Origin of the sequence: Saccharothrix australiensis (assembly GCF_003634935.1) — a bacterium.
Classification (GTDB): Bacteria; Actinomycetota; Actinomycetes; order Mycobacteriales; family Pseudonocardiaceae; genus Actinosynnema; species Actinosynnema australiense.
This window is the reverse complement of sequence record NZ_RBXO01000001.1, coordinates 2,504,059-2,517,670: the sequence shown is the minus strand read 5'-3', so window position 1 is coordinate 2,517,670 and position 13,612 is coordinate 2,504,059. Positions and strand designations below refer to the sequence as shown.

The 13,612-nt window shown below is 76.2% G+C and carries 13 protein-coding genes; 9 read left to right on the top strand and 4 right to left on the bottom strand.

Annotated elements, in window-relative coordinates:
* Positions 1 to 9: 9 nt before the first annotated feature.
* From narI to C8E97_RS11800, 3 genes are all read left to right on the top strand, one after another.
* Positions 10 to 741 (top strand): respiratory nitrate reductase subunit gamma, encoded by a 732-nt coding sequence (gene narI, locus C8E97_RS11810; RefSeq protein WP_121004560.1) that lies wholly within the window; start codon positions 10 to 12, stop codon positions 739 to 741.
* Positions 738 to 1,301 (top strand): HPP family protein, encoded by a 564-nt coding sequence (locus tag C8E97_RS11805; protein ID WP_121004557.1) that lies wholly within the window; start codon positions 738 to 740, stop codon positions 1,299 to 1,301. The genes narI and C8E97_RS11805 overlap by 4 nt, the downstream gene beginning before the upstream one ends.
* A gap of 142 nt (positions 1,302 to 1,443) precedes the next feature.
* The gene (locus C8E97_RS11800; protein ID WP_121004553.1) at positions 1,444 to 2,550 is read left to right on the top strand and encodes a class II histone deacetylase; all 1,107 of its coding nucleotides are present in this window, start codon (positions 1,444 to 1,446) and stop codon (positions 2,548 to 2,550) included.
* Between the two features lie 59 nt (positions 2,551 to 2,609).
* Here the strand turns inward: C8E97_RS11800 and C8E97_RS11795 are convergent, their stop codons facing one another.
* The 3 genes from C8E97_RS11795 to C8E97_RS11785 are packed head-to-tail and all read right to left on the bottom strand — an operon-like array spanning position 2,610 to position 7,723.
* On the bottom strand, positions 2,610 to 3,812 hold the full coding sequence (locus tag C8E97_RS11795; RefSeq protein WP_147455079.1) for a hypothetical protein: 1,203 nt from the start codon (positions 3,810 to 3,812) through the stop codon (positions 2,610 to 2,612).
* Entirely contained in the window at positions 3,809 to 6,715 is a 2,907-nt protein-coding gene (locus tag C8E97_RS11790; protein ID WP_121004547.1) for a DEAD/DEAH box helicase, read from the bottom strand. Before C8E97_RS11790 ends, C8E97_RS11795 begins: the two co-directional genes overlap by 4 nt.
* A 9-nt stretch (positions 6,716 to 6,724) precedes the next feature.
* Positions 6,725 to 7,723: a protein kinase family protein gene (locus C8E97_RS11785; protein ID WP_147455078.1), complete on the bottom strand. Its 999-nt coding sequence runs from the start codon at positions 7,721 to 7,723 to the stop codon at positions 6,725 to 6,727.
* A gap of 181 nt (positions 7,724 to 7,904) precedes the next feature.
* Here C8E97_RS11785 and C8E97_RS11780 point away from each other — a divergent pair, with 181 nt between their 5' ends.
* From C8E97_RS11780 to C8E97_RS11770, 3 genes are all read left to right on the top strand, one after another.
* Positions 7,905 to 8,921, top strand: coding sequence for an NAD(P)/FAD-dependent oxidoreductase (locus C8E97_RS11780; RefSeq protein ID WP_121004541.1), 1,017 nt, complete (start codon positions 7,905 to 7,907; stop codon positions 8,919 to 8,921).
* Between the two features lie 119 nt (positions 8,922 to 9,040).
* The gene (locus C8E97_RS11775; protein ID WP_121004538.1) at positions 9,041 to 9,790 is read left to right on the top strand and encodes a TetR/AcrR family transcriptional regulator; all 750 of its coding nucleotides are present in this window, start codon (positions 9,041 to 9,043) and stop codon (positions 9,788 to 9,790) included.
* 1 nt (position 9,791) lies between these two features.
* Entirely contained in the window at positions 9,792 to 10,739 is a 948-nt protein-coding gene (locus C8E97_RS11770) for an SDR family NAD(P)-dependent oxidoreductase (RefSeq protein WP_121004535.1), read from the top strand.
* Between the two features lie 120 nt (positions 10,740 to 10,859).
* Here C8E97_RS11770 and C8E97_RS11765 read toward each other — a convergent pair whose 3' ends face one another.
* The gene (locus tag C8E97_RS11765) at positions 10,860 to 11,048 is read right to left on the bottom strand and encodes a hypothetical protein (protein ID WP_121004532.1); all 189 of its coding nucleotides are present in this window, start codon (positions 11,046 to 11,048) and stop codon (positions 10,860 to 10,862) included.
* Positions 11,049 to 11,268: 220 nt separating this feature from the next.
* Here C8E97_RS11765 and C8E97_RS11760 point away from each other — a divergent pair, with 220 nt between their 5' ends.
* From C8E97_RS11760 to C8E97_RS11750, 3 genes are read left to right on the top strand one after another with little or no spacing between them, the layout of a single operon-like run.
* On the top strand, positions 11,269 to 11,952 hold the full coding sequence (locus tag C8E97_RS11760; protein ID WP_121004529.1) for a response regulator transcription factor: 684 nt from the start codon (positions 11,269 to 11,271) through the stop codon (positions 11,950 to 11,952).
* 4 nt (positions 11,953 to 11,956) lie between these two features.
* Entirely contained in the window at positions 11,957 to 13,318 is a 1,362-nt protein-coding gene (locus C8E97_RS11755) for a HAMP domain-containing sensor histidine kinase (RefSeq protein WP_121004526.1), read from the top strand.
* Positions 13,315 to 13,611 carry a hypothetical protein gene (locus C8E97_RS11750; RefSeq protein WP_121004523.1) on the top strand — a complete coding sequence of 99 codons (297 nt, stop codon included), beginning with the start codon at positions 13,315 to 13,317 and terminating at the stop codon, positions 13,609 to 13,611. Before C8E97_RS11755 ends, C8E97_RS11750 begins: the two co-directional genes overlap by 4 nt.
* Position 13,612: the final 1 nt, after the last annotated feature.

Genomic DNA, 13,612 nt, shown 5'->3' with positions numbered 1-13,612 from the left:
GCGACACCGATGACCGATCCGATCGACGTGCTGCTGTGGGTCGTCCTGCCCTACCTCGCGATCGCCCTGCTCGTCGGCGGCACCGCCTGGCGCTGGCGGCACGACCAGTTCGGTTGGACGACCCGCAGCTCCCAACTCCACGAGTCCCGCCTGCTGCGCATCGGCAGCCCGTTGTTCCACTGTGGACTGCTGCTGGTCGCGGGCGGCCACGTGGCGGGCCTGCTCGTGCCCGCGTCCCTCACCCGGTGGCTGGGCGTCCACGACGAGGTCTACCACGTGGTGTCCCTGGTCGCGGGCACCGTCACCGGCGTCGCCGCCGTGGCGGGGCTCGCCGTGCTGCTGTACCGGCGGTGGCGCGTTCCCGCCGTGCGCAAGGCGACCACGCGCAACGACGTCGTCACCTACGTGGTGCTCGGCGCCGCGCTGCTGCTCGGCATGGCCGCCACCGTCATCACCAACGGCGTGCAGGGCGGGTACGACTACCGCGCCACCGTCGCGCCGTGGTTCCGCGAGGTGCTCCTGCTGCGGCCCGACCCGTCCCGCATGGCCGACGTGCCGTTGAGCTACCAGATGCACACCGTGGTGGGGATGCTGCTGTTCGCGCTGTGGCCGTTCAGCCGGCTCGTGCACGCCTTCAGCGCGCCCGTGCGGTACCTGGTGCGGCCGTACGTCGTCTACCGCAGCCGCACGACGAAGCGCCTCGCCACCCGGTCGTCGCGCCCCGGCTGGGACGAGCCGTGACCGGCCGGCCGGGCACCCGCCGACGCACCGCGCTCTACTCGTCCGCCAACGCCTTCCTCACGACCGCCGTCATCGGGGCCGTCGCCCTGGGCACCGGCCAGCCGCTGCTGTTCCCGTCCCTGGGCCCCACCGCCTTCCTGCTGTTCGCCCAACCCCACCTCGCGCCCGCCAGCCCGCGCAACACCGTGCTGGGCCACCTGATCGGCGTGCTGGCCGGCGCGACGGGCCTGGCGGTGTTCGACCTGTGGCGCACCGCGCCCGACCTCACCCACGTGACGTGGGCGCGAACCGGGGCCGCCGCCCTGGCCCTGGCGCTGACGTGCGGCGCGATGACGGCCCTCGCCGTGCCCCACCCGCCGGCCGGCGCGACGACCCTGATCGTGTCCCTGGGGCTGCTGCGCACACCGGCCCACCTGGCCATCCTGATGGTCGGCGTCATCGGCCTCACGACCCTCGGCTACCTCGTCAACCGCCTGGCCGGGGTGCCCTACCCGATCTGGCGACCGGTGGCGGCCACCCCGGACGACCGACGACCCGAGCCGCACCGCGCCGACGCCTGAGGCGTCGGCGCTCCACGTCGGACGCCGGGCGGGGCGGTGGCCTCGGCGCGGACCGGGCGGAACTCGGCCAACCGGGTCGAACCGCCGGTGGATGACCGGACCGGGTCTGGACGCACCCGCGCGGCGAGGCCAGTATCGACGGATGGCGACCGGCTACGTCTACCACGAGCTGTACGGCTGGCACGACACCGGGACGCACGCGGGCCTCGCGCCCGCCGACCCCCGGCGCGGCGTCCAGCCGTACCGGCACTTCGAGAACCCCGACGCGAAACGCCGCGTGCACGAACTGGTGGTGGCGACCGGTCTGCTCGACCGGCTGACCCGCCTCGCGCCGCGACCCGCCACCGACGACGAGATCCTGCTCGTGCACACGCCCGACCACCTCCGGCGGCTGACCGACGCGAACGAGACGGGCGGCGACGCGGGCGACGGCGGCAGCCCGTTCGGCCGTGGTTCGCTGGACATCGCGCGGCTCGCGGCGGGCGGCACGATCCGCTGCGTCGAGGCCGTGCTCGACGGCGACGTGGGCAACGCCTACGCCCTGGTCCGCCCGCCCGGCCACCACGCCGTGCCCGATTCCGGCATGGGCTTCTGCATGCTGGCCAACATCGCCATCGCGCTCCGGGCCGCGCGGCGGTCGCGCGGCGTCGAGCGGATCGCCGTCGTGGACATCGACGTGCACCACGGCAACGGCACGCAGGCGGTGTTCTACGACGACCCCACCGTGCTCACGATCTCGCTGCACCAGGACCGGGTGTTCCCGCCGGACTCCGGGTTCGTCGCCGAGCGCGGCGAGGGCGCGGGGTTCGGCTACAACCTGAACCTGCCGCTGCCGCCGGGCACCGGCACCGGCGGCTACCGCGAGGCGATGCGCCGGGTGGTGCTGCCCGCCCTGCACCGCTTCCGGCCCGACCTGATCGTGGTGGCGGCGGGGTTCGACGCCAACGCGCTGGACCCGCTGGCGCGGATGATGCTCACCCCGCGCGCGTACCGCGAGATCGCGACGATGCTCGTGGGCGCGGCGGCCGAGCTGTGCGACGGGCGGGTCGTCGCCTCGCACGAAGGCGGGTACGACGCGGCCTACGTCCCGTTCTGCGCCAACGCGTTCATCGAGGTGCTCGCGGGCGTCGAGGACCCGTGGGAGGACCCGTTCCGGTTCGACAACCTGGGCCAGCAGGAACTCCAGCCGCACCAGGAGGCCGCGATCAAGGAGACGGAGAAGCTGGTCGGCGACGTCGAGGGGCCCTAGGTCCGCGGTGGAGGGACGCCGCCGGGCGGTGACCGGTCGATCGACCTCCGCCGCGGGTCTCAGCCCTGGTCCAGCTCGTCCAGCCGGGCGACCAGGTCGTCCTCACCCGCCGCCACGGCCAGTCCGCGCAGCGCGACCAGGTCGACCGCGCCGAGGTCGAGCTGACGGCCGACGCGGGCGATCCGCGCCCGCACGCGCGCGGCGTCGAGCCGTGACCCCGCGCCGAGCTGCGCGCGGGCCCGGCTGAGCAGCGCGCGACGCCGCACCCGCCCGTCGTCGCACCAGGGTTGGAAGAACCCGGTGCCGCGCACCACGAACGACCCGAGCCGGTGCAGCGGCACGGCGGCGTCGCCGGTGAAGTGCCTGCCGGGCAGCACGACCCGCAGCAGGCCGCCGGGCAGGCGGACCAGGCGGTGACCGGTGAGCCCGGCGCGCTCCGCCCACTCCCGCGCCCGCGCCTCCTCGTGCTCCGGGCTCGTGCCGCGGTGCTCGTTGTCCAGGGTGGCGGTGATGTCGGGCGTCGCGTCGACCAGCGCGCCCAGGTCCGGGTCGGCCTCGCCCGACGCCTGGCTGTAGGCCAGGTGCGTGACGCGCCCGGACGACGTCGTGCCGCGCACGACGAGCAGCGGCAGGTAGACCAGCTCGGGCGGGCCGAGCGGGCGCGGGTCGTCGATGCGCTCGGGCAGGTTGAACCGCGCGCGCTCCGGGTTCGCGGACAGCGCGGGCAGCGCCGCCTGGTCGAAGCTCCACCGCGTGAACAGCGGCTGGACCCCGTCGTCCGCCGGCACGTCCTCGGGTGGCAGCAGGGTCACCTTGCGCGGGTCGTAGCAGACCCGGGGCAGCGGGCGGCTGCCGAAGCCGTCGAAGTACAGCTCGCGGCGGTCCTCGCGGGCCACCGCGAACCGCTTGCCGTCGAGCACCGACCGCCGGCCGAGGTCGGTCAGCCACCAGCGGCCGTCGGCGCTCCCGAGGTGGCCGATCGCCTCCAGCGCGCGCAGCGCCCGGTCCACCAGGACCGGTTCCAGCGCGAAGAACGCGGCCAGCTCGGCGGTGGTCGCGAGACCGGCCTCGGCGAGGCCGCGCGCGAGGTAGCGGTCGATCAGGTCGTAGTCCTCGGCGACGACGACCGTGGCCTGGACGGTGACCTTCCAGACCGGCAGCAGCAGCGCGTGGATGCGCTCCGGCGTCACCTCGCGCTCGAACGCGGCGTCCTCCAGCGCCCGCTGCCCGGGGTACGGGAACAACCCCGCCCTGCTGCTCATCGTCCGCCGATCAGGTCGAGGACCTCGTCGTACCGCCTGATCTCGCCGCGCTCCGCGACGTGGTCCCGCAGCGACCGCGCCAGGTCCCGGAACCCGGCGTCCCGCGACCGCGTGATCGTGGCGAGGTCGCCGACCAGCACCAGCTGCGCCTTGGCGCGGGTGAAGGCCACGTTGGCGCGGCGCAGTTCGCTGAGGAAGCCCACGTTGCCGTCGGGGTTGCTGCGGGTGAAGCCGTAGAGCACCACGTCGCGCTCGCCGCCCTGGAACGCGTCGACCGAACCCACGTTGAGGCGCACGTGGGACTCCTGGCCGATGAGGTCGACGATCGCGCTCGTCACCGCCTTCACCTGGGCCGTGTAGGGCACGATGACCGCCCACTCGCGGCCGGCGGCGGCGTAGTGCGCGGCCAGGCGGCTCAGCAGGACCGCCTCGGCCGGGTTGTGGTAGCCCGCCTGCCGGTGGTCGCGCTGCCGCGCCGGCCGCTCCCGCCGCCGCCGCTCGGGCAGCCCGGAGGTGTCGACGAACACCAGCGGGCTGCCGAACAGCTCGTCGCGGTGCTCGTGCGCGCGGGCGGTGCGGAGGCGTCCGCCGTAGAACTCGCGTGAGCTGAACTCGGCGATCACCTCGGGCATCCGCCGCTGCCACGTCAGCGGCACGACGTTGTCCTCGGGCAGCCGGCCGACGAGGTGCTCCAGCGCGCTCTTGGCCAGCAGGTCCCGGATGCGGGGATCGGCCGCCTCCCGGCCCCACGACCCGACCTCGGCGTCCAGGAACGGCGGAAGCTGCCGCTCGTCGCCCACCAGGACGGCGCGCCGGGCGCGCACCAGCGGCACCAGCACGTCCGCGGTGCCGATCTGCCCGGCCTCGTCCACGACCACGAGGTCGAAGTCCACTTCGGACAGCTCGGCGCGGGACGCGCTGCCGACCGCCGTGGCGGCGACGACGTGCGCGTAGCGGATCAGCTCCGGGTGCAGCTGGGTCGTCGCGCCGGACACCTCGTGGTGCCACTCCGCGAGCAGCCGCGCCCGCGCGCGCAGCAGCGGCAGCCGCCGGTCCAGCCACGCCACCAGCGCGGTCAGGTCGCCGACGGCGGTGGCGGGGTCGACCGTGTCGCGGATCGCGGGCGGCGCCTCGGCGCCGCCGACCGCGGCGCGCGCCGAGTGCGCGGCGGTCGACGCGGACCGCCGCGCCCGCTCCACGCGGTCCCGCGCCTCGGCGAGCAGCCGCGCCGCGCGGCGCACCTCGGGCAGGTGGTCGGTGGTGTCCGCCAGGTGCCGCCGGGCCCGGTGGAGCGCGTCGTCCGCGGTCCGCCGGTCGGCGGCCAGCCGCTCGACGCGGGCGTCGAGCGCCGCCGACCGCCACCGGCACCACCACCCGAGCAGCGGCCGCCCACGCAGGCGCGCGTTCCGCTGGACCGCGCGGCGCGCGCGGTCCAGCCGGTCGTCGAGGGCCGCCGACGCGGTCACCAGCGCGTCCACCGCCGCCCGAGCGGGCCCGCCGACGGCGCGCCGGGCCTCGTCCACGCCCGCCGACGCCCGGTCGACGTCGGCGAGCGCGGCGGTGGTGGCGGCGACGCGGTCCGCCAGCTCCGCCGCCCACCGCTCGGCGACGTCCAGGCCGTCGAACTCGCGCAGGTTGTGCGCCACGCCCGCGAGGGTCCGCCCGCGCAGCTCCCGCGCCTGCTCGTCCACCAGGTAGGGGCGGCCCTCGTCGGTGACCGTGCCCGCGTTGCCGACCCGCACCACCACCAGGTCCGGCGACAGGCGCGGCAGGACGTTGTCCACCGCCCGGTTGGACTGCGCGGTCACCAGCACCCGCCACGGCGGGCGGGACCACCCGTCACCCACCGCCGCCGCGTTGGCCACCTGGCTGATCACGCGCGTCTTGCCGGTGCCCGGCGGTCCGAGCACCAGCATCAGGTCCTCGACGGCGAGCGCGCGGCGGAACGCCCGGAGCTGGTCCGGGTCCAGCTCCTCGGTCGGCGTGTCGGCGGCCTCGCCGATCGGCCGCACCTGCGCGTCCACGATCGCCGGCAGCAGGTGCGGGTTGAGCGCGCGGCGCTCCCGCAGCGTCGTGATGGCCTCCCGCCGCGCCTTGAACACCACGGTGCTCGTGGTCGTCACCAGCTCGCCGGTCTTGGGCAGCAGGGCCCAGTCGACCGGCTCGTCGAACCGCACCACCGCCGTCTGGCCGTCCAGGCGGGTCACCTGCCCGCGCTGCTCCCCCTTGACCTGCACGAACGCGCCTTCTTCCGGCAGCGCCGAGCCGACGACCGCGAACCCGTACACGGAGTGCGCGCCGTGCCGCTGCTCGCCGACCGGCCGCACCGCGCGGTAGGGGTGGGGCCGCTCGTCCGCCGCCGCGCGCAGGGCGATCCGCTCGTTGGCGTCGACGACCCGCTCGACGGCGTCCAGGAACTCCGCGTGGCGCGGCGCGAGCGCCGGCGCGGTGGCCCGGTCCGCGAGCAGCCGGACCAGCCGCTCCCACTCCTGCTCGACCCTCGGCCAGCACGCGTCGGCGCCGTCGCCCAGCTCCCGGACCGCGTCGACGCGCCGCCAGCCCGCCGGGTGCAGCGCCAGGTAGTGCCGGGCGAGGCGGTGGTGGTCCCGGACGCGCAGCGGGTCGATCGACCGGACCTGGTACCCGCGCCCGGAGTGGGTGACCACCAGCCGGGCGACCCACGCCGTCCCGTGCACCAGGAGGCTGCGCCCGCCGTTCCACCGGTTCGGCTCGGCGACGGTCGCGGGCACCCCCGCGCGGGCGGCGGACAGCTCGGCCACGACGTGGTCGACGCTGTGCGGCAGGCCGGGGTGGTCGCGGTGCTTCTCGCGCAGCCGCTGGTCGTCCTCGGCGGAGGCGACGAGGTGCAGCACCCGGTCGAGGGGCAATCGGACGAAGCGCACCGTGCTCCTTCAGCGGTGTCCGTCGGCGGGTCGGCCGCCGAACCCGCGCAGCCACCCGCCGAGCGCGGCGGCGTCCGGTCGCGCGGCCGGGTCGGGTGACAGCGCCGCGTCGACGGCGGCGGCGAGCCGGTCGTCCACGTCGGGCGCCCACGACCGCAGCGGCAGCGGCGCGCGCGGCGCGGGCGGGCGACCGGCCAGCAGGTGGTGGGCGATCGCGCCGACCTGGTGGACGTCCGTCCAGGGCCCTGCGGCCGCGCGGGCCCACTGCTCGGGCGCGGGGTACTCCGGCAGGCCCTCGTCGGTGCGGGCGAGGTCGCGCACCAGCAGCGTGCCGTCGTCCCGCCACACCAGGCGGTCCGGGGCGAGCGCGCCGTGCGCGACGCGGTGCGCGTGCAGGCCGGCGAGCGTCGCGCACAGGCCGGCCAGGGCGTCGCACACCCGCGCCAGCACGCCCGCGTCCCGCACCGGTCCGCCGGGCAGCAGGACGTCGAGGGTGTCGCAGGGACGGCCCGTCCGGGTTCGCGGCCACGAGGTCACCAGCGTGACGACGGCACCCGGGCCCTCGGCGAACTGGAGCACGGCGGGCAGTCCCGCGATCCCCCGCGCCAGCAGCCGGTGCTCGTCCACCAGCGCCTGCCGCGCGCGCCGGGCGGACGGCGTCGCGTGCCGCACCTCCACCTGGCGCAGCCACCCGAGGCCGCCCGGCGGCGTCAACCGCAGGCAGCGGGCCTGGCGCAGCACCGCGCCCGCGTCACCGGTCGGCCGCGCCTCCGCCGGGTGGTCGTGGACCAGGTAGGCGACGCCGTCGACGTCGACCTCGGGCCCCCGGTCGAACGGCGCGCGGTCCCGCGCCGGCGCGGGAGGGCGCGGCGCGTGGTCGACGTGGTGGTGCACGTGCACGTCGCCGTGGATGCGCCCGGCCTGCACCACCGGCCCGTGCACCACGCCGCGCAGGTGGTTGTAGGCACCGGCCCCGTCCCCCGATGAGGTCGTCCCCTGTCGTTCCACGCCACCGCTCACGTCGGACTGTCGGCTGAGGTGGCACAGCGTAACGCCGGGTCGCGACCGCGTACCCGAAACTTTGCGGACAAGCGCCCGACCGTCGAGGACGCGCCCGGCTTGCCGGTCCGGCAAGAAACTTTGCCCTCACCGCCGGCCGCACCGCACAGTGGTCGCCGGAGGTGGTCAGATGACCGAGCAGGTGGAGAGCAGCTGTGACGTGGTGGTGGTCGGCGGTGGCGCCGCGGGTCTGAACGGGGCGCTGATGCTGGCGCGGGCACGGCGGTCGGTCGTCGTGGTCGACGCCGGGCAGCCGCGCAACGCGCCCGCCGAGGGCGTGCACGGGCTGCTGGCGCGGGAGGGGGTGCCGCCGGCCGAGCTGCTCGCCCGCGGGCGGGACGAGGTGCGCGGCTACGGCGGCCGGGTCGTGTCCGGCGAGGTCGAGACCGTCACGCGGGACGGCGGCGGTTTCGCGGTGGCGCTCGCCGACGGCCGGGTGCTCCGGACCCGGCGGCTGCTGGCGACCACGGGGCTGGTCGACGAGCTGCCGGACGTGGCCGGCCTGCGCGAGCGGTGGGGCCGGGACGTCCTGCACTGCCCGTACTGCCACGGCTGGGAGGTGCGCGACCAGGCGATCGGGGTGCTGGGCACCGCCGTCAACTCGGTGCACCAGGCGTTGCTGTTCCGGCAACTGAGCGCCGACGTCACGTACTTCGCGCACACCGCGCCGCCGAGCGCGGAGGACGCGGAACGCCTGGCGGCGCGCGGCATCACGGTCGTGGAGGGCGAGGTGGTGGCCCTGGAGGTCGTCGCCGACCGGCTGGCGGGCGTGCGGTTGGCCGACGGCACGGTCATCCCCCGCGCGGCGGTGGCCGTCGCGCCCCGGATGCGGGCGCGGGCCGGTTTCCTGGCGGCGCTGGGGCTGCGGGCGGTGGACCACCCGTCGGGCCTGGGCGAGCACGTCCCGGCCGACCCGGTCGGGCGCACCGAGGTGGCGGGGGTGTGGGTGGCGGGCAACATCACCGACCCGGCCGCGCAGGTCGGGGCCGCCTCGGCGGCGGGCGCGACGGCGGGCGCCCAGATCAACGCCGACCTGGTCGCCGAGGAGACCCGGCGGGCGGTCGACGCCTACCGCGACCCGTTCTCGGCGGCGTCGGAGGCGCGGCTGTGCGAAGAGGTGATGGGCAACCGCCGCCACGGCGTGTGAGCCGGTGAAGCGGTAGCCGTGGCGACGGCAGGTCCGCGGGAGCGGTGAGCCGGCCACAGGATGGCGAACGTGTTCGTCACGGACTCGTTCGTGACGAACACGTTCGCTACAGTGATGTCATGACGGACGAGCGAAGAGCACCGCGCAGCCGCCGCGAACGGCCCGCCAAAGCCCCGCTGACCAGGGAGGGCATCGTGGCCGCCGCCATCGGGATCATGCGCGCCGAGGGCCTGGGCAAGGTCACCATGCGTCGGTTGGCGCAGGAGTTGGACACCGGCCCGGCCTCCCTCTACGTCTACGTCCGCGACACCGCCGAGCTGCACGCGGCGATCCTCGACGAGCTGATGGGCGCCGTCGAACCGGTCACGACCGGTGGTGACTGGCGCGACCGCGTGGAACGGCTGCTCACCTCGTACACCATGACGCTCTTCGAGCACCCGGGGCTCGCGCGGTCCGCGCTGGTGTCGCGCCCCAGCGGCAGGCACTACCTCGACCTGGTCGACACCCTGCTCGGCCTCCTGGTCGAGGGCGGCGTCCCGGCCGGGCAGGCGGCCTGGGGCGTGGACGTGCTCCTCCAGCACGCCACGGCCACCGCGGCCGAGCAGGCCACCCGGGACGGCACCGGTCGCGCCGAGGCGGAGTGGGACGCCCTCGCCCGCGCGCTGCACGGCGCGTCGGAGCGGACGCACCCGCACGTCGCGGCGCTGGCCGGCCCGCTGCTGTCCGGCACGGCGTCGGCCAGGTTGTCCTGGGCGTTCCGGTTGCTGCTCAACGGCATCGAGCACACCCCCGTGCCGGGGCGCCCACCCGACGACGCGCCGGGCGACCCGGTCCCGCACGACCCGGCCGCCCCGCGCGGGGAGCGCTGACGTGCGGCCTTGGGACGTCCACCACCCGCCGCGCGCCGACGGCCGCGTCTTCCTGGTCACCGGGGGCAACGCGGGCATCGGCTACTTCGTCGCGGAGCAGCTCGCCGCCACCGGCGCCACCGTCGTGCTCGGCAGCCGGGACGCCGCGAAGGCGGAGGCCGCGATCGCCTCGATCCGGGCGCACGTGCCCGGCGCGCACGTGCGCCACGTCCCGCTGGACCTCGCCGACCCGGCGTCGGTCCGCCGCTCGGCGGACGCCCTGGGCACGGACCGGCTCGACGCCGTCGTCCACAACGCGGGCGTCCTGGTCGACGGCCCGGTGCGGCGCGTGACCCCCGAGGGGCACGAGCTGATGTTCGCCACCAACCACCTCGGGCACTTCGCGCTCACGGCGTGGCTCGCGCCCCTGCTGTCCGCCACGCCCGCGAGCCGGGTCGTCACCACCGGGAGCTTCGTCGGGAAGACCGCCCGGCTGGACCTCGACGACCTCCAGAGCGCCCGCGGCTACCGGGCCAAGGCCGCCTACGCGCGGTCGAAGCTGGCGCAGATGCTGTTCGGGCTGGAGCTGGACCGCAGGGTGCGGGCCACCGGCGGCACGACGCTGAGCGTGGTGACCCACCCCGGCGGCGCGCTCGACTCGCTCACCCCGAGCCGCCCGCCGGTGCACGTGCGGACCGCCTGGCAGCGGGTGCGCTCCCTGCCCGCGGCGCTGCTCCTGCAGGGCAAGGACGCCGGCGCGTGGCCCACCGTCCGGGCCGTGCTGGACCCGTCCGCCGAGGGCGGCCGGCTCTGGGGTCCGCGCGTGCTCGGGCTGCGCGGCGCGCCGCGGCTCGAACCCGTCTCCGGACCGCCGGCGGACCAGGCGCTCGCGCGGCGGCTCTGGGCGGCGAGCGTCGACCTCACCGGCGTCGAACCCGACTTCACCGGGCGCTCGCCCGGTTCACCGTGAACGCGACCCGCGCGTCACGACGGGTCGCTCGTGGCAGCGCACACCACCGGTCGGGTGACAGCGGGCCCGACCGGCGCGTCGCCGACCTGCGTCGCCGACCGGCGTCCTCAACCGGCGTCCTCAACCGGCGCAGTGCAGGCAGTTGTGCGGGCCCACGCGCCGGTCGCTGCCGCGCCACCCCGCGTCGAACGCGCGTCCCCACAACGTCTTCCAGTCCTGCGGCGAGCCCTCCGCGCCGCGGGTGCGCCCGCAGCCGTCGCAGATCAGGACGAGCGAGTTCGGGTCGTGGTCACCGGGGATGGCGGTCACAGCAGGGTGCGTCGACTTCCGTGACGGGTGCGGGGTTCCGGGCAGGTGTCGGCCGCGCCTGTGCGGCCGACACCCGGTCGTGCACCCGGAATCCTCGTGGCGCTCACGGTCCACTGTGGCCGAGAACCACGCCGTTGAACCTTGCGATCTCCTTGCGATCGCCACCCGGTGCGGCAAGGTGGTGGGCCCGGCCCGCACCGACCACGAGAATCGACGGGACATGGACTGCTCCGTACTGCTCGTCGAGGACGACGAGAACATCAGGCAGGCGCTGGGCCTCGCGCTGGGCGACGAGGGCTTCGCCGTCACCGACGCGGTGTCCGGCGAGGACGCGCTGCGGATGCTCGACCGCGGCGCGTACGACGTGGTCCTGCTCGACCTCATGCTCCCCGGCGTGACCGGGCTGGAGGTGTGCCGCACGCTCCGGGCGCGCGGCGACCTGCCGATCATCGTCGTCACCGCCCGCGCGGACACCGCCGACGTCATCGCGGGCCTGGAGGCGGGCGCCGACGACTACGTCACCAAGCCCCTGGTGGCGGGCGAGCTGGCCGCGCGCATCCGGGCCCTGCTGCGGCGGCGCGGCGGTGGCCGGCCGGCCGAGGTGCTGCGGTTCGGCGAGCTGGAGATCCGCCCGGACGTCGGCACGGTGCACCGCGCGGGCGGCGAGGTGCGCCTGACCAGGACCGAGTTCCGACTGCTGGTCGAGCTGGCGTCGGCGGCGGGCCGGATCGTCACCCGCGAGCAGTTGCTGCAACGCGTGTGGGGTTACGACTACTTCGGCGACACGCGGCTGCTGGACGTGCACATCCGGCGGCTGCGCCGCAAGGTCGAGCGCGACCCGGACGACCCGACGCTGGTGGTGACGGTCCGGGGCACGGGGTACCGGATGGACCCGGACCGGTGACGCCGTGCGCCGGCTGACGCTGCGGTGGCGGGTGGCGGTCGCCCTCGGGCTGGGTTCGCTGCTGGTCGCCAGCACGCTCGCGATCGCGACCTGGAACCTCACCTCCGGCTACATGCTGCGGCAGCGGGAGCAGAGCGGGATACGGCAGGCCGAGGTCAACGCGCGCCTCGTCGACGAGTCCCTGCGCACCGGCTCGCACGGCCTGGACGAGCTGCTGACCGGCCTGTCCACCGGACCGGACTCGACGGTCCTGCTGTTCCGGCCGGGCCAGGTGCTCACCAGCGGGCGGCAGGTGGACGCGGGCGCGCTGCCCCGGCGGCTGCTGGAGCTGGGCAGGCGGGGCGTGCCGGCGGCCCAGCGGCTGGTCGTGGACGGCATCCCGATCCTCGCCGTCACGCTGCCGATCACGTCGGCGGAGGGCACCTACGTGGAACTCGCGCCGCTGGTGCAGCTCGACCGCGCGTTCCGGTTCCTCAGCTGGCTCCTGGTGGCGGGCACGGTGGCCAGCGGCCTGCTCGGCGTCGCGCTGGGCGCCTGGGCGAGCGGGCAGGCGCTGCGCCCGCTCACCGCGCTGACCGCCGCGGCGTCCCGCATCGCGGGCGGCGACCTGCGGGCCCGCCTGCCCGCGCAGACCGACCCGGACCTCACCTCGCTGGCCACCACCTTCAACGCCACGGCGGACGCGCTGGAGCAGCGCGTGGTCCAGGACGCCCGGTTCGCCGGCGACGTCAGCCACGAGCTGCGCTCGCCGCTGACGACGATGGTCAACGCGGCGGCCGTCCTGCGCAGGCGGCGCGCCGAGATCACCGGCACGGCGGGCAAGGCGCTGGAGCTGCTGACGTCGGAGGTGGACCGGTTCGCGCGCATGGTGGTGGACCTGCTGGAGATCTCCCGCACCGACCAGCGGGCCGACGACCTCGCGCTGGAGCCGATCGACATGGTGGTGCTGGTCGGCAACGTCGTCGGCGCGCGGCCCGGACCCGTCGTGCCCGTCGAGACCGGGGCGTCCGCGCCGCAGGTGCTCGGCGACCGCCGCCGCCTGGACCGCGTGGTGGCCAACCTGCTCGACAACGCCGAGCACCACGCGGGCGGCGCGGTGCGGGTGGCCGTGTTCAGCCGGGACGGCGCGGCGCGGCTGGAGGTCGACGACGCCGGTCCGGGCGTGCCCGCCGAGCTGCGCGACCGGATCTTCGACCGGTTCGACCGGGGCGCCCGCGCGGGCAGCCGGGGCGGCGACATCGGCAGCGGCCTCGGGCTCGCCCTGGTGGCCCAGCACGTGCAGCGGCACGGCGGCACGGTGCACGTCGAGGAGCGGCCCGGCGGCGGGGCGAGGTTCGTCGTCGAGATCCCGGAGGCGGAGCGGTGAGGGCGACGGCGCTCGCGCTCGGGCTGCTGCTCGCCGGCTGCGGCGTCACGGCGCAGGACGAGCCACGCCCGCTGGTCACCTCCACCGCCACCCCGGCGGCTACGCCGACGCTCACCCAGCGCCCCGACCCGCCGTCGCCACCCTCCCCCGCGCCGACCGTCCCCACCCCGACCCCGACGGCGCCGACCGCCTCGTCCGGGCCGACGTCCGGGCCGACGACCGGGCCGACGACCGGGCCGACGACCGGGCCGCCCACGTCCGCACCGCCGGTGTGGTTCTCCGCAGGTCGATAGC